This window comes from Pantanalinema sp. (genome assembly GCA_036704125.1).
GTDB lineage: Bacteria > Cyanobacteriota > Sericytochromatia > S15B-MN24 > UBA4093 > JAGIBK01.
In genome coordinates, this window is record DATNQI010000096.1 from 1 (window position 1) to 14,208 (window position 14,208).

General features: G+C 65.9%; 17 protein-coding genes. 12 read left to right on the forward strand and 5 right to left on the reverse strand.

Annotated features, from left to right (window positions below; translation table 11 throughout):
• Nucleotides 1-46: 46 nt before the first annotated feature.
• From V6D00_14740 to V6D00_14755, 4 genes are all read right to left on the reverse strand, one after another.
• On the reverse strand, nt 47-982 hold the full coding sequence (locus V6D00_14740; GenBank protein HEY9900430.1) for a 4Fe-4S dicluster domain-containing protein: 936 nt from the start codon (nt 980-982) through the stop codon (nt 47-49).
• Between the two features lie 10 nt (nt 983-992).
• Nucleotides 993-1,172 (reverse strand): hypothetical protein, encoded by a 180-nt coding sequence (locus V6D00_14745; protein HEY9900431.1) that lies wholly within the window; start codon nt 1,170-1,172, stop codon nt 993-995.
• Nucleotides 1,173-1,346: 174 nt separating this feature from the next.
• The gene (locus V6D00_14750) at nt 1,347-2,765 is read right to left on the reverse strand and encodes a cbb3-type cytochrome c oxidase subunit I (protein HEY9900432.1); all 1,419 of its coding nucleotides are present in this window, start codon (nt 2,763-2,765) and stop codon (nt 1,347-1,349) included.
• 12 nt (nt 2,766-2,777) lie between these two features.
• A complete protein-coding gene (locus V6D00_14755; GenBank protein ID HEY9900433.1) occupies nt 2,778-3,632 on the reverse strand; it encodes a cytochrome c in 855 nt (284 codons plus the stop codon).
• 136 nt (nt 3,633-3,768) lie between these two features.
• Here V6D00_14755 and V6D00_14760 point away from each other — a divergent pair, with 136 nt between their 5' ends.
• A complete protein-coding gene (locus tag V6D00_14760) occupies nt 3,769-3,891 on the forward strand; it encodes a hypothetical protein (protein ID HEY9900434.1) in 123 nt (40 codons plus the stop codon).
• Nucleotides 3,892-4,326: 435 nt separating this feature from the next.
• Here V6D00_14760 and V6D00_14765 read toward each other — a convergent pair whose 3' ends face one another.
• Nucleotides 4,327-4,662 (reverse strand): hypothetical protein, encoded by a 336-nt coding sequence (locus tag V6D00_14765; GenBank protein ID HEY9900435.1) that lies wholly within the window; start codon nt 4,660-4,662, stop codon nt 4,327-4,329.
• A 330-nt stretch (nt 4,663-4,992) separates the two neighbouring features.
• Here V6D00_14765 and V6D00_14770 point away from each other — a divergent pair, with 330 nt between their 5' ends.
• Genes V6D00_14770 through V6D00_14820 form a run of 11 tightly spaced genes read left to right on the forward strand, consistent with a single transcriptional unit; the run spans nt 4,993 to nt 14,206 of the window.
• Entirely contained in the window at nt 4,993-5,610 is a 618-nt protein-coding gene (locus V6D00_14770; protein HEY9900436.1) for a hypothetical protein, read from the forward strand.
• 22 nt (nt 5,611-5,632) lie between these two features.
• Complete coding sequence (locus V6D00_14775) at nt 5,633-7,273, forward strand: cytochrome D1 domain-containing protein (GenBank protein HEY9900437.1); 1,641 nt, start codon at nt 5,633-5,635, stop codon at nt 7,271-7,273.
• A gap of 58 nt (nt 7,274-7,331) precedes the next feature.
• The gene (gene cobA, locus V6D00_14780) at nt 7,332-8,108 is read left to right on the forward strand and encodes a uroporphyrinogen-III C-methyltransferase (GenBank protein ID HEY9900438.1); all 777 of its coding nucleotides are present in this window, start codon (nt 7,332-7,334) and stop codon (nt 8,106-8,108) included.
• Nucleotides 8,101-8,445, forward strand: a complete 345-nt coding sequence (locus V6D00_14785) for a cytochrome c (GenBank protein ID HEY9900439.1) — start codon at nt 8,101-8,103, stop codon at nt 8,443-8,445. The genes cobA and V6D00_14785 overlap by 8 nt, the downstream gene beginning before the upstream one ends.
• A complete protein-coding gene (locus V6D00_14790; protein HEY9900440.1) occupies nt 8,435-9,625 on the forward strand; it encodes a cytochrome D1 domain-containing protein in 1,191 nt (396 codons plus the stop codon). Before V6D00_14785 ends, V6D00_14790 begins: the two co-directional genes overlap by 11 nt.
• 2 nt (nt 9,626-9,627) lie before the next feature.
• Nucleotides 9,628-10,077, forward strand: a complete 450-nt coding sequence (locus tag V6D00_14795) for a hypothetical protein (GenBank protein HEY9900441.1) — start codon at nt 9,628-9,630, stop codon at nt 10,075-10,077.
• The gene (locus tag V6D00_14800) at nt 10,068-10,559 is read left to right on the forward strand and encodes a hypothetical protein (GenBank protein ID HEY9900442.1); all 492 of its coding nucleotides are present in this window, start codon (nt 10,068-10,070) and stop codon (nt 10,557-10,559) included. The genes V6D00_14795 and V6D00_14800 overlap by 10 nt, the downstream gene beginning before the upstream one ends.
• Nucleotides 10,559-11,002: an Lrp/AsnC family transcriptional regulator gene (locus tag V6D00_14805; protein HEY9900443.1), complete on the forward strand. Its 444-nt coding sequence runs from the start codon at nt 10,559-10,561 to the stop codon at nt 11,000-11,002. The genes V6D00_14800 and V6D00_14805 overlap by 1 nt, the downstream gene beginning before the upstream one ends.
• A complete protein-coding gene (locus tag V6D00_14810) occupies nt 10,999-11,481 on the forward strand; it encodes an AsnC family transcriptional regulator (protein ID HEY9900444.1) in 483 nt (160 codons plus the stop codon). Before V6D00_14805 ends, V6D00_14810 begins: the two co-directional genes overlap by 4 nt.
• 11 nt (nt 11,482-11,492) lie before the next feature.
• Nucleotides 11,493-12,656: a heme d1 biosynthesis radical SAM protein NirJ gene (gene nirJ, locus V6D00_14815; protein ID HEY9900445.1), complete on the forward strand. Its 1,164-nt coding sequence runs from the start codon at nt 11,493-11,495 to the stop codon at nt 12,654-12,656.
• Nucleotides 12,653-14,206, forward strand: coding sequence for a cytochrome D1 domain-containing protein (locus tag V6D00_14820; GenBank protein ID HEY9900446.1), 1,554 nt, complete (start codon nt 12,653-12,655; stop codon nt 14,204-14,206). Before nirJ ends, V6D00_14820 begins: the two co-directional genes overlap by 4 nt.
• The last annotated feature ends 2 nt before the right edge of the window (nt 14,207-14,208 follow it).

Below are 14,208 nucleotides of genomic sequence, written 5' to 3' on the forward strand. Positions count from 1 at the left end.
GGCCCGCCCCATTTTTCTTGCTCAGCTGCACCGGGACGATGAGCGCTCAGTCCACATGCCGGGGAGTGGGCTTCACCTCCTGAGCGGGCAAGGGATAGTCGGGCTCCTGGAAGTGAAACCCGAGCGCAATCCCCCGTCCGAGCGGATGGAGTTCGTCCTCGCAGGCCTTCAGGCACTCTCCGCACTGGAAGCAGGCCATCATGTACCGCTTGGGCTGGCGCGGGTCGAACCCGATGGGACAGACATTCTTGCATTCGTGGCAGCCGGTGCAGTCCCGCATCGACCCGTGGGAGCCATCGGCGGCGGCCGTGGGGTTGAAGCCCACCTCGAGCGCCTTCTTGTTGGTCATCCATGACAGCGTCTGGATCAGGCCCACGCCGCAGACGTAGCGGCAGAAGTGCAACCGGACAAACCCGCCCACGATAGCCGCCAGCACCGTGAGGTACGAGAAGGGGACGATGATCCCGAGGTTGTGGGTCCGGAAGGCTTCGATCACTCCCTCGGGCCGGACGAACAGCGACAGGATCGTGAACGCGACGAGGGGGGCCGCCGAGACCACCCACAGCCAGACCAGGGCGAGGCGCATGGCTCGGCCGGGGCCGGGCTTCTTCGCCCACCGGAACATGGCCTCGCCCGTCTCGGCCAGGAGGCCATAGGTGCAGCTGTATCCGCAGTGCACCCGGCCGAAGAGGCGCGCCGTCACGATCACGGCGATCACGAAGATCGCCACCGGCAGCACGCCCTGCAAGAGCACGGGCGCCACCACGTCCCAGTGGGCGGAAGCCCCTCGCTTGAGGGCGTCGGCGGGCAGGATCACGCGCGGGGGCCAGGGGCGCCCTGCGACGACCAGGGCCAAGTGGCGGATATCGACCTGCAGCAGCCCCGAAAGCGGCAGCGAGATCCAGAAGAGCGACGTCAGGATCTGGGCGATCTTGCGGTTACGGAAGTAGCGACGCCCAAAGGTATTCGACTGAGTGGTCATAAGCGGCTTTCTAGGCAGGTTTCTTGGCCGGTAGGCTCAGGTAGACCAGCGCGACGAGGGGACCCAGGAGGGTCGCACCGAAAATCCAGAGGTAGGGGTCCCGGTTCTTGTGCGGCGCCTGCCAGAAGCAGACCAGAGGGGCCACCATCCACAGGAACAGGAAGAAAAACGTCAGGTAGTGATGTGACATGGCTCAGATCTCCGAGGACAGGCGCTTGTTGATCTTGTAAAGCGCGTAGACTCCGCCACACAGCGTGACGACCAGGAAGACTCCGGTGAAACCCAGCATGAACAAATCCATTGATAATCCTCCGCTTGGCAAACGTCGCGCCCCGGCATCCGGGGCGCGACGCTTGAGTGTCCGCTAGGCGGTCGGCGCGAGGTGCGCCGAGCTCTTGGGTGCTCGAGCCGGAGCGATCTTGATGAGGTCGCGCCAGATGTAGACGCAGCCCCACAGGAACGTGACCCCGGAGATGAAGCGCGCAACCCAGAACAGCATGTTGTACTGGTTCTTCACCGTGACGAAGTCCATTCCGACCACCCGCTCCAGGTAGACCTGCACCAAGGCGGCGCCGGTCAGGATGAGGGTGATCCCGCACATGGAGAGGACCATCCACCAGAAGCCCTTCATGCCGCGACTCTGGTCCCAGGCCGTCTCCGTGGTGTAGCCGTGCAGCGTCGGCAGCGCCACGTACCAGGCGGCGATGATCAGCATCGCGTAGGCCCCGAAGAAGGCCAGGTGGCCGTGGGCGACCGTCATCTGGGTGCCGTGGGTGTAGGCGTTGACCGGGGCGAGGGTGTGGATGACGCCCCAGAGGCCGGCGCCGACGAAGTTGAACAGCGCGTGTCCGACCGTCCAGTAGAGGGCGGGCTTGTTGGTGATGTTACGCGCGTGCTCCTGGCTGTGCCGGAACGCGTCCCAGACCATCACGAGCAGGGGAATCGGCTCCATCGCCGAGAAGATCGAGCCGATCCACAGCCACATCTGGGGAGTGCCGATCCAGTAGAAGTGGTGACCGATCCCGAGCAGGCCGGAGATCATGACGAGCGCGACCTCGAGCCACATCCAGCGCTCCATCGAGCGGCGGGGGGCCTTGAGGATGGTCATCAGGAGGAAGCACAGGATGGCCGAGGCGATGAGCTCCCACGAGCCCTCGACCCAGTAGTGGATGACCCACCAGCGCCAGAAGAGGTCGTTGGAGATGGCGGTGTTGAAGAACATGCCGGGCAGGTAGGCGACCGCCAGGCAGAGCTGACCCACGAGCATCATGACCATCATATCGGTCTTCTTGCCCTTGAAGTAGGTCATACCGACGTTGTAGAGATAGACCAGGATGACGGCCACGATCGCCCAGTCGGCCCAGCGCGGGGCCTCGATGTATTCACGGCCTTCCGAGAAGAGCCCCGTGTCGAGGAACAGGTTGTTGAACGCGTGCCCGGTGGCGCCGTCGAACAAGTAACCCAGGACCAAGACCACCGCGGCGCCCGAGAGCGCCCAGAACTGGACCTTGGCGAGCATGGGGCTGTAGATCTCCCGCTCGCACTCGAGCGGGGTCATGTAGTAGGTGGCCCCCATGAAGCCCATGAGCAGCCAGACGACCAGGCAGTTGACGTGGATTTCCTTGGAGATGTTGAAGGGCACCGAGCCCAGCCCCAGTTGCGGCCAGATGAACTGGGCAGCCGCCAGGAGGCCGAAGATGATCTGCAGCGCAAACACCAGGCCCGACATCAGGAAGAAGGGGTATGCTAGGCGTTGGCTTTCGTACTTGATGGATAGAGACATACCGGTTCCTTTCTAATGCCCGAGGGTTCTCAGGTAGGCCACCAGGGCGTCGCGCTGGTGACCCGAGAGGGCCTTGAACGAGGGCATTGCCGACGTCTTCGCGGGACTGTCCGCGGCCGGGTCGATCAACTTGGTCTCGATGAACTTGGCGTCAACCGGGGTCCCGAACAGCGACTTGCGGGTCGCTGCGCCGACGTCCGAGAGGTCGGGGCCGATCTTTCCGCCCTTGCCCTCGACGGTGTGGCACGTCACGCAGGCGGCCACCGTGTTGGAGTGGAAGAGCTGCTGACCCTCGGCGACCATCGGATCCTGGCCGGCGGCGGCAGCAGGGGCGGCGGCCTGGTCCGCGTTCATCGGACGGGGCGGCCAGTAGCTCAGAGCGAAGGGGTTGGTCTCGGGCTGATACGCACGCTTGTCGTACGGATCCTTCTTCGCCTTCATCTCCGCCCAGAGATCCTCGGGCAGGTTCACCTTGCTGGTGAAGTTGAGGAAGGAAACGAGATCCGAGGCTTCTTGCTCGGTCATCGCCGGGAAGGAGGGCATCGCGCTGTTGGGGTTGATCCCGTGCGCGTCACGGACCCACTTCTTGAGGAAGTCGTCATCCCGCGAAATGGCAATGCGGCCGAGATCGGGGGCGTACTGCGTACCGTCACCGAGGATGGTATGGCAGTCGACGCAGACGAACTTGTGGAAGACCTTCTTGCCGTTCACTACATCGGTGGGAACCGGCTTGCCCTCGATGTGGGCGGACTTGTCCATGTGGCTCAGAGACAAGGGCGCCAGATAGAAGAACATCACCGCTAGGCTAACGGCCGTTCCTCCGAAGAAGAGCCACTTGCCTAGTGCGGCGGCTTTCTCGTTGTCCAAGTATTACTCCTTTCTTCGCGTGCGGGCTTAGGAACCAGATACCGGGGTGTCCGAGCCTGGCTCGTCCCCCCCGCGAAACACCTCTCGGAACGTCTTGGCGAGCAGGCCGAGACCGAAGAGCGCTGCCAGGACGCAGATGCCGCTAAGCGCCACCATCGTCGCGAGCATCCCGCTCGCCGATCGCATCATGCAGGCCCCCACCGAGACGAGCATCAGGACTGCAGGCAACGTCAGGAACAAGTGGGAGTCGGCCCGATAGCCCCGCCCAGCAATACTGGTGAGCTTACTGAGCCGACTTTCCTCGAAACCAGGAACGGAATGCAGCATTGACCTTTTCCTCCGCCCTATGAAATACCCAAAATCGGCAGCGTGGGTATATGAGCTGCCTTAGTTACAATCATTTACCCAGACAGGCAAGGGTTGCAGGGGGGGTGCCCATGCGGGTACGATTGCCTGGTTCGACTGGAGGTGCAAGCCCTTGGCGAACCCTGGTCTTGGTAGAGCTCCTTCATCGCCTCGATGATGGGCGTGCATGCCCCCGAGTACGGGGGTATGCGGCGGCCTGCCCTAGTCTAGCGCTTGCGGGGATCCCCGAAAATGAGCTAGCTCAAGGAGGCCCTGAAATGAGGCCGGGCGATAGCAGCCGCTATCGCCCGTTTCGACTAAGAATGCAAGCCCTTAGCGAATGCTGGTCTTACTTGAGCTCCTTCATCGCCTTGATGATCTCGAGGCGCTTCTTGGGGTTGCCGACCGTGTAGGTCATCAGGGTACCCGGCTTGATCTTGCCGGGGTCGGTCAGCCACTTGTCCAGGGAGCCCTCGTCCCACTTGGCGACGGCGATGCCGTCGGTGATCGGCTTGGAGCCGAAGGTGCCGAAGAGGGGGGGGCCGACCAGCTTGTTCTTGGCCGGGCTGATGTCGTGGCAGGTCGCACAGGCGCTGAGCGCCTTGTCGGGGCCGGCCAGGGCAGGGGATGCCACGGCCGCTCCGAGCGACAACACGGCGAGGCCCACCAACAGGGGATTTCGCATGTGGACTCTCCTTTCCGAAGAGCGAGGGGGATGCCCGTGACCTGGGAACGAAAATAAGGACGGGCGCAGTGGCGAGACTAGCATCGCCCCATCCGTCGAGCATATCCGCAAAAACTACGGAGTCACCGGCTTTTCGCCTGCGGCAAACTACGGAAGTTGGCCCCGGATCGGAAAAATACGGATGCGCACTATGGACGATCTGACTAAAAGTTAGCCTCGCAAGCCCTCATATCCAGCGAATCTGCGTCAGAACGGCTCCGAGACAGCACGACACGCACCCAAATCCCGGAAGCACGCGCGTTTCGGGAGTCTCATCGGAGGCATTCGCCCATGTATCGCCACACCCTTCCCATTGCCCTCGCGGCGCTGGCCGCCGTGGTCGCATCGCCGGCCCAGGCCGCCCCGACCATGACCGACCAGGTCATGCTCTGGCAGGTCTTCCAGGTGGAGCCGGACACGGCGAACCGCAACGACCTCTTCGTCTACTACACCAAGCAGTACTGGATCACGCCCCAGCTCGGCGTCTACACCTTCTACAACACCTCCCAGTCGGCGACGGTGCGCGCCATGTACAAGTTCGACCTGGGCGACACCGGCATCAGCGCCACCACCATGGGCGGCATCCGCATGACCGGCCTCGGCAGCAATGCGAAGACGTTGAGCGCCGGCTTCAAGGAGGGCCCCGAGGTGGCCCTGAACGTCGCCAAGACCTTCGGCGGCGGCTTCTCGGTCAACGCCCTGGGATCCTATGCTCGTCTTTGGGGCCCGAACAGCGGCGGCGCCGAGCCCGGCAACCTGTATTTCTACGGGGCGAACCTCAACCAGAAGGTCGCGACCTCGACCACCCTCTCGGTGGGCGTCCTCGGCTCCATGCTGGGTGGCGCGTGGAGCGACAAGCTGACCTTCCACAACTTCGGCCCCACCCTCTCGCTCACCCAAGCCTTCTAGGCACGCAAGGAGACTAGCGTCTATGCACCGTAAGTTGACCCTGATGGCCGGCATCGCCATGCTCGCCGCCATCCCCCTCATGCCCGGCCTCGTGGCCAACGCGCAGGCACCCGGCACCGTGCCGAGCATGACCGACGGCGAGTTTGCGCGCGGCAAGGAAATCTTCTTCCAGCGCTGCGCCGGCTGCCACGGCGTGCTTCGCAAGGGCGCCACCGGCAAGCCCCTCACCACCGACATCACCCGCAAGCGTGGCTATGACTACCTCAAGAACATGATCACCAACGGCTCGCCCGGCGGCATGCCGAACTTCGGCACCTCCAACGAGCTGACCGCGGGCGAAGTGGACATCATGGCCCGCTACGTCCTGCAGGAGCCCCCCCAGCCCCCCGAGTTCGGGATGAAGGAGATGATGGCCTCCTACAAGGAGATCGTCCCCGTCGCCAAGCGCCCCACCAAGCAGATGAACAAGCTCAACCTCAAGAACTTGTTCTCGGTGACCCTGCGCGACAGCGGCGAGATCGCCCTGATCGACGGTGACAGCAAGGAAATCATCAAGATCATCAAGACCGGCTACGCGGTCCACATCTCGCGCATGTCGGCCTCGGGCCGCTACCTCTACGTCATCGGCCGCGACGGCAAGATCAACCTGATCGACCTGTGGATGGAGAGCCCCGACAACGTCGCCGAGATCAAGATCGGCATGGAGGCCCGCTCGGTCGAGACCTCCAAGTTCAAGGGCTTCGAGGACAAGTACGCCATCGCCGGCGCCTACTGGCCGCCCCAGTACGTGATCATGCAGGGTGAGACCCTCAAGCCCCTCAAGATCGTCTCGACCCGCGGCATGACCGTCGACACCCAGGACTTCCACCCGGAACCCCGCGTGGCCTCCATCGTCTCCTCGCACTACAACCCGACCTTCATCGTGAACGTCAAGGAGACCGGCAAGATCCTCGCGGTCGACTACACGGATCTCAAGAACCTCAAGGTCACCGAGATGGAGGCCGCGCGCTTCCTGCACGACGGCGGCTTTGACTCGACCGGCCGCTACTTCCTGGTCGCCGCCAACGCCTCCAACAAGGTCGCGGTGGTCGACACCAAGGAGAACAAGGTCAGCGCTCTGGTCGAGGTCGGCAAGACCCCGCACCCCGGCCGCGGCGCCAACTGGGTCGATCCCCAGTTCGGTCCCGTCTGGGCCACCGGCCACCTGGGCGACGACTCGATCACCCTGATCGGCACCGACCCCGTCAAGCACCCCAAGCAGGCCTGGAAGGTCGTTCGGACCCTCTACGGCCAGGGCGGCGGCTCGCTGTTCCTCAAGACCCACCCCAAGTCGAACAACCTGTGGGTCGACACCCCGCTCAACCCCGAGAAGGAGATCAGCGAGTCGGTCGCGATCTGGAACGTCAAGAAGCCTGACCAGGATCCCGAGATCGTCAACGTCGTGAAGCTCGCGGGCGTGGCCGGCGGCCGCGTGGTCCAGGGCGAGTACAACGTCAAGGGCGACGAGATCTGGTTCTCGGTCTGGGCGCCCAAGGACAAGGAGTCCGCGCTGGTCGTGTTCGACGACAAGACCCGGAAGCTGAAGAAGGTCATCAAGGACAAGCGCCTGATCACCCCGACCGGCAAGTTCAACGTCTACAACACCCAGCACGACATCTACTAGGCACCACCGGGGGGCAGGGCACGCCCTGCCCCCCACCCTTTCACCTTGGGGGTACACCATGAAAGCCGGATGCGTCTATCTCGTCGGAGCGGGGCCCGGGGATCCCGAGCTCTTGACCCTCAAAGCCCTTCGCCTGCTGCGCGAGGCCGACGTGGTCATCTACGATCGGCTGGTCAGTGAGGCCGTCCTCGCCCTGATGCCGCCCGGGGTCATGCGCGTCTACGTGGGCAAGGAAGCGAGCCGCCACTCCGTTCCGCAGGACCAGATCAACGAGCGCCTGGTCAAGCTCGCCAAGGCCGGCCGTCGCGTGGTCCGCCTCAAGGGCGGCGACCCCTTCGTCTTCGGACGTGGCAGCGAGGAGGCCGAGGAGCTCGTCGCCCACGGCATCCCCTTCGAGGTCGTCCCCGGCATCACCTCGGCCTCGGCCTGCAGCGCCTATGCCGGCATTCCCCTCACCCACCGCGGTCTTGCGACCGGGGTCCGCTTCGTCACCGGTCACTGCCGCTCGGGTGTCGATCTCGAGCTCGACTGGGAGTCCCTCGCGGATCCGAACACCACCCTGGCGGTCTACATGGGCACCGCCAACGCCGACGTCATCAGCGAGCGCCTCGTCGCGGCCGGTCTGGACCGCGAGACTCCCGTCGCCCTGATCGAGAACGGCACCACCCCGCGCCAGCGCGTCGGGATCACGACCCTCGGCGCGCTCAGCGCCGAGATCGCCCGAAAGGGCTTCAAGCCGCCCACCCTGATCGTGATCGGCAAGGTGGTCCGCCTTGCCGAGACTCTCGCGTGGAATCCCTCTCACCCCACCGAGGAGCTCAGCGCCCATGCGTAGCCGGATCGGCGCGCTCGCCCTGCTTTCGGTCCCCCTCGCGTTCGCCTGGGCCGTCGGCGCGAGGGCCGTCGCCGAGCCGACCCCCGCGCGCCAGGCGGAGCTCGCCTACATCGTTCGGCAGGATTGCGGCTCGTGCCACGGCCTGCGCTTCAAGGGGGGGCTCGGTCCCGCCATTCTCCCCGAGAATCTGAAGGGTAAGTCCACCGAGGCCCTGGCCCGTGTTATTCTCGAGGGAGTCCCGGGCACCGCAATGCCCCCCTGGCGGCCGATCCTCGCCGAGGACGAGGCCGCATGGATCGCTCGCTCGCTTCAGAAAGGTTTCCCCGATGCGCCTTAGAACCCTGCTCGCCCTCGGCGTGGCCCTCTCGCTCGGTGGCTGCTCGCAGATCCTGCGCGGCAACGAGGAGGTGCGCGGCACCGGGGACCTGGGGGTGATCATCGAGCGCGCCGCCGGTCGGGTGCAGGTGGTCGAGACCACGGGCCGGACGGTCCTCGGCGAGATCGACGGGCTGGGCGACCTTTCCCATGCCTCGCTGGTTTTCTCGCGCGACGGCCGCTACGCCTACGTCTTCGGTCGTGACGGCGGCCTAACCAAGGTCGATCTGCTGAAGCGGATCCTGGTCAAGCGCGTCGTCCAGGGCGGCAACAGCATCGGAGGAGCCATCTCCCAGGACGGCAAGCTCATCGCGGTCTCCAACTACGAGCCCGGCGGCGTCAAGGTCTTCGACGCCGAGAGCCTGGAGCAGCTCTGCGACATCCCGGCCGTTCCCGCCTCCGGCGCGAAGGCCTCAAAGGTCATCGGACTGATCGACCTGAGCGAGCATCGCTTCGCCTTCAGCCTCTTCGAGGCCGGCGAGATCTGGGTGGCGGACCTCAAGAATCCGCACAAGCCGGTCCTCACCAAGTACCCGGGTGCTGGCAGCGAGCCCTACGACGCCTTCATCACCCCGGATGGGCGCTACTACGTGGCGGGCCTCTTCGGGGAGGACGGCCTGGCCATGCTGGACCTGTGGAACCCCGAGAAGGGCGTCAAGCGCATCCTCGCGAACTACGGCAAGGGCCAGGAGAAGCTGCCGGTCTACAAGATGCCGCACCTGGAGGGCTGGGCCCTGACGGGCAGCGAGGCGCTGGTGCCCGCCGTCGGGCGGCACGAGGTCCTCGTCATGGACCACGGCCGCTGGCAGGAGGTCGGGCGCATCCCCGTCCACGGCCAGCCGGTGTTCGTGGTCGCGCGCCCCGACGGCCGACAGGTCTGGGTCAACTTCGCCTTCCCGCACAACGACACGGTCCAGGTGATCGACGTGCCGACCCGCAAGGTCGTCAAGACCCTGAATCCGGGCAAGGGCGTGCTCCACATGGAGTTCACCCCGCGCGGCGAGGAGGTCTGGCTCTCGGTGCGCGACGAGGACCGGATCGAGATTTACGACGCCAATAGCCTGGAACACCTGACGTCGTTCAAGTCCGACAAGCCGAGCGGGATCTTCTTCACCTCGCGCGCCGGCCGGATGGGGATGTAGGCATGACCGAGCTGGAGCGACGTCTGCTCAACGACTTCCAGCGAGGCTTCCCGCTCACCCCGCGCCCCTATGCCGAGCTTGCGCGGTGTCTCGAAGTGAGCGAGGTCGAGGTGATCGAGGCGCTCGCGCGGCTCCAGGCCGAGGGCGCCATCAGCCGGGTGGGGCCCGTCTTCGCCCCCAACCGCGTTGGGGCGAGCACCCTTGCGGCCCTCAGCGTCCCTCCCGAGCGCCTCGAGGACGTCGCCGCGCTGGTCAGCGCCTACCCCGAGGTCAACCACAATTACGAGCGCGAGCATTCGCATAACCTCTGGTTCGTGGTCACGGCCGAAAGCCGCGACCGGCTCGCGGCGGTGCTCGCCGAGATCGAGGCGCGCACGGGGCTCGCGGTCCTGGACCTGCCGCTCGAGGAGCAGTTTCACATCGATCTGGGGTTCGACCTGAGATGGCACTGAACGACGACGACAAGGCCGTGATTGCGGCGGTGCAGGCGGGGCTGCCCCTGGTGGAGCGGCCGTACGCGGCGATCGCCGAGGAGCTGGGCATGACCGAGGACCAGCTGATCCTCACCCTGAGCCGCCTCGTCGACCAGGGCCAGATCAAGCGCTTCGGGGTCGTCGTGCGCCACCACGAGCTGGGCTACCGCGCCAATGCCATGGTCGTCTGGGACGTGCCCGACGAGCAAGTCGCCGCCGCCGCCGCGGCCATGGTCGAAACCCAGCTCGTGAGCCTGTGCTACCGTCGGCCTCGCCGGCCCGGCTGGCCCTACAACCTGTTCTGCATGCTTCACGGCCGGAGCCGAGAGGAGACCCTGGGCAAGCTTGCGACGCTGCGCCTGCAGCCCGAGCTCGCCGAGCTTTCGTGCGAGGTCCTGTTCAGCACCCGGCGCTTCAAGCAGCGCGGAGCCCGCTACCACGAAAAGGGAGAAGAGGCGTGATGGACGCGCTGGACAAGGCCATCGTCAATCAGCTGCAGGGTGGCTTCCCGATCACGGATCGCCCCTACGCCGAGGTCGCCGAGACCCTCGGCATTCCCGAGGCGGAGCTCCTCGCGCGCCTGGAGTCCCTGCTCTCGCGCGGGATCCTCAGCCGCTTCGGCCCCATGTACCACGCGGAGCGCCTGGGGGGCAGCCTGATCCTCACGGCCATGCAGGTGCCGAGCGAGGACTACGAGCGGGTGGCCGAGATCGTCAACGCCATGCCCGAGATCGCCCACAACTACGAGCGCGAGCATGTCCTCAACATGTGGTTCGTGGTGGCGACCGAGACCCCCGAAGCGGCGCAGGCGGCGCTCGACGCCATCGCCGAAAAGACCGGCTACCCGGTGTATCCGATGCCGAAGCTCAAGGAGTTCTTCGTCGGCCTGAGGTTGGAAGCATGAGTCAGTCGGACGCCCTCGATCGCGCCATCATCCTGGCCACCCAGGGGGGGCTGCCCCTGGTGAGCGAGCCCTACCGCGCCGTGGCCGAGGCCGTGGGGACGACTCCCGACGAGGTGAAGGCGCGCCTTGAACGCATGCTCGCCGAGGGCGTCATCCGCCGGATCGGGGCGGTGCCCAACCACTACGCCCTGGGCTACCGCGCCAACGGCATGTCCGTCTGGGACGTGCCCGACGAGGCCATCGACGAGCTGGGCGCGCGGATCGGCTCCTTCCCCTTCGTCAGCCACTGCTACCACCGCCCGCGCCACCTGCCGCACTGGCCTTACAACCTGTTTGCCATGCTGCATGCCAGGACCCGCGAGGAGGTCGAGGCCCAGGCCCGCCTGATCGCCGAGGCGCTGGGCGAGGCCGACCGCGGCCACCTGATCCTCTACAGCACCCGGATCCTCAAGAAGACGGGCCTTCGCCTGAACGCCTGAAAGGACGCACCATGTTCCGAGTTTCCCAATCCATCCGAGAGTTGCTGCACCCGACGCCCCTGCGCCCCAAGCGCAACCCCACCGGGCCTGTGGTGATCTGGAACCTCACCCGGCGGTGCAACCTCGCGTGCAAGCACTGCTACGCCATCTCGTCCAACCGCGCCTTCCCCGGCGAGCTCGAGACCGACGAGATCCTCTCGGTGATGGCCGATCTGCGCGCCTTCGGGGTGCCTGCGCTGATCCTCTCGGGTGGCGAGCCCCTGCTCCATCCCGACCTGTTCCTCATCGCCGAGCGCGCCAGGTCCCTCGGCTTCTACGTGACCCTCTCGACCAACGGCACCATGATCGACGACTCGAACATCGACCGGATCGCGGCGGCCAAGTTCGACTACGTCGGCATCAGTCTGGACGGCATCGCCGAGACTCACGATCGCTTCCGCCGCAAAGAGGGCGCCTTCGCCTCCTCCCTGGACGGCATCCGCCGGTGCCGGGACAAGGGCATCAAGGTCGGGGTGCGCTTCACCCTCACCGAGGGCAACTCGGCCGATCTTCCCAGCCTCCTGCACCTCCTGGAGGAGGAGAGGATCGCCAAGTTCTACCTCTCGCACCTCAACTACGCCGGGCGCGGCAACGTCAACCGCAAGGAGGACGCCTACTTCAAGACCACCCGCGACGCCCTGGATCTCCTGTTCGAGGCGGCCTACCGCGACGCGGAGCAAGGCGGCGACCGCGAGTTCGTCACGGGCAACAACGACGCCGATGCCGTCTACCTGCTCCAGTGGGCCGCTAGCCGCCACCCGGATCGGGTCGAGGGCCTGCGCGCCAAGCTCGAGCAGTGGGGCGGAAACTCGACCGGGGTGAACGTCGCCAACATCGACAACCTGGGCAACGTCCACCCCGACACCATGTGGTGGGAGCACACCCTGGGCAACGTGCGCGAGCGCCCCTTCTCGGAGATCTGGGGCCAGACCCAGGATCCCCTGATGCTCGGCCTGCGCCAGGTGCCGCGTCAGGTCAAGGGCCGCTGCGCCACCTGCGCCCACTTCGCCATCTGCGGCGGCAACACCCGCTCGCGGGCCCTGCAGCTCACCGGCGATCCGTGGAGCGAGGATCCCGGCTGCTACCTGACCGACGAGGAAATCGCGCAGGCTGCCTGCGTAGGAGGTGCCCGATGAAAGCGCTCTGGCTTTCGATCCCCCTTCTGCTGGCCATGGGCCAGGCGGCTCATGCCACCGACGCATCGGCCGCCAAGAAGCTTTACGACCAGTCATGCGCCCAGTGCCACGGCGCCGAGCGGCTGGGCGGAATGGGCCCTGCCCTTATGCCCGAGAGCCTCGAGCGCCTGCGCCGGCCCGAGGCGCTGAAGACCATCAGCGACGGGCGCGTGGCCACCCAGATGCCGGGCTTCAAGGACCAGCTCTCCAAGGAGCAGCTCGATGCCCTGGTCGACTATCTCTACACCCCGGCCGGCGAGGCCCCGCGCTGGGAGATGCCCGAGATCCGCGCGTCGCACGTGGTCGACCAGGCCGCCAAGCGCCTTCCGAACAAGCCCGTCTTCAAGGCGGACCCGCTCAACCTCTTCGTGGTGGTCGAGACGGGCGATCACCACGCGACCATCCTCGACGGCGATCGCTTCGAGCCGATCCACCGCTTCAAGACCCGCTTCGCCCTGCACGGCGGCCCCAAGTTCTCACCCGACGGGCGCTTCGTCTACTTCGCCTCGCGCGACGGCTGGATCACCAAGTTCGACATCTACAACCTCAAGACCGTCGCCGAGATCCGCGCCGGGATCAACACCCGCAACCTCGCGGTCTCCGACGACGGCAAGTACGTCCTGGTCGGCAACTACCTGCCCCAGAGCCTCGTCATCCTCGACGCCGAGGATCTCTCGCCCCTCAAGGTGATGCCGGTCAAGGGCGAGGACGGCAAGCCCTCGCGGGTGAGCGCCGTCTACCAGGCCGCGCCGCGCTCGAGCTTCGTCGTCGCCCTCAAGGACGCCCCCGAGGTCTGGGAGATCCCCTACGGCGGCACGCCGAAGGCCAAGGCGTGGGTCCACGACCACGGGCCCGACTCCGGCGAGATGCTGGTCGGGGGGCCGAGCTTCAAGGTGCGCCGCATCAAGCTTGCGGACATCCTCGACGACTTCTTCTTCGATCAGTCCTACAAGCACCTGATCGGTGCCGGGCGCGGCGGAAAGAACGGGCAGGTGGTGGACATGGACGCGGGCAAGCAGATCGCCGAGATCGACCTGCCCGGCATGCCTCACCTGGGCTCGGGGATCACCTGGGAGTACCAGGGGCACCCGGTGCTCGCCACCCCCAACCTCAAGGAGGGCCTGATCAGCGTCATCGACATGGACACCTGGAAGACCGTCAAGCAGATCAAGACCCCGGGCCCCGGCTTCTTCATGCGCAGCCACGAGGGCACCCCCTACGCTTGGACCGACGTCTTCAACGGCCGCGACAAGGACACCATGCAGATCATCGACAAGCGCACCCTGGAGGTGGCCCGGACCCTCACGCCCTCTCCCGGCAAGGTCGCCGCCCACACCGAGTTCACCCGCGACGGCCGCTACGCGCTGGTGAGCGTCTGGGACGAGGACGGCGCGCTGGTGGTCTACGACGCCGCCACCTTCAAGGAGGTGAAGCGCCTGCCCATGAACAAGCCGTCCGGCAAGTACAACGTGTACAACAAGACCACCCGCTCGGCGGGTACCAGCCACTAAGG

Coding starts and splice junctions, on each gene's coding strand:
- cobA (HEY9900438.1), top strand. CDS start 7,332: ATGAAAGCCGGATGCGTCTATCTCGTCGGAGCGGGGCCCGGGGATCCC.
- V6D00_14745 (HEY9900431.1), bottom strand. CDS start 1,172: ATGTCACATCACTACCTGACGTTTTTCTTCCTGTTCCTGTGGATGGTG.
- V6D00_14790 (HEY9900440.1), top strand. CDS start 8,435: ATGCGCCTTAGAACCCTGCTCGCCCTCGGCGTGGCCCTCTCGCTCGGT.
- V6D00_14820 (HEY9900446.1), top strand. CDS start 12,653: ATGAAAGCGCTCTGGCTTTCGATCCCCCTTCTGCTGGCCATGGGCCAG.
- V6D00_14760 (HEY9900434.1), top strand. CDS start 3,769: ATGCCGCTAAGCGCCACCATCGTCGCGAGCATCCCGCTCGCCGATCGC.
- V6D00_14805 (HEY9900443.1), top strand. CDS start 10,559: ATGGACGCGCTGGACAAGGCCATCGTCAATCAGCTGCAGGGTGGCTTC.
- V6D00_14750 (HEY9900432.1), bottom strand. CDS start 2,765: ATGTCTCTATCCATCAAGTACGAAAGCCAACGCCTAGCATACCCCTTC.
- V6D00_14800 (HEY9900442.1), top strand. CDS start 10,068: ATGGCACTGAACGACGACGACAAGGCCGTGATTGCGGCGGTGCAGGCG.
- V6D00_14770 (HEY9900436.1), top strand. CDS start 4,993: ATGTATCGCCACACCCTTCCCATTGCCCTCGCGGCGCTGGCCGCCGTG.
- V6D00_14765 (HEY9900435.1), bottom strand. CDS start 4,662: ATGCGAAATCCCCTGTTGGTGGGCCTCGCCGTGTTGTCGCTCGGAGCG.
- V6D00_14740 (HEY9900430.1), bottom strand. CDS start 982: ATGACCACTCAGTCGAATACCTTTGGGCGTCGCTACTTCCGTAACCGC.
- V6D00_14810 (HEY9900444.1), top strand. CDS start 10,999: ATGAGTCAGTCGGACGCCCTCGATCGCGCCATCATCCTGGCCACCCAG.
- V6D00_14775 (HEY9900437.1), top strand. CDS start 5,633: ATGCACCGTAAGTTGACCCTGATGGCCGGCATCGCCATGCTCGCCGCC.
- V6D00_14785 (HEY9900439.1), top strand. CDS start 8,101: ATGCGTAGCCGGATCGGCGCGCTCGCCCTGCTTTCGGTCCCCCTCGCG.
- V6D00_14795 (HEY9900441.1), top strand. CDS start 9,628: ATGACCGAGCTGGAGCGACGTCTGCTCAACGACTTCCAGCGAGGCTTC.
- nirJ (HEY9900445.1), top strand. CDS start 11,493: ATGTTCCGAGTTTCCCAATCCATCCGAGAGTTGCTGCACCCGACGCCC.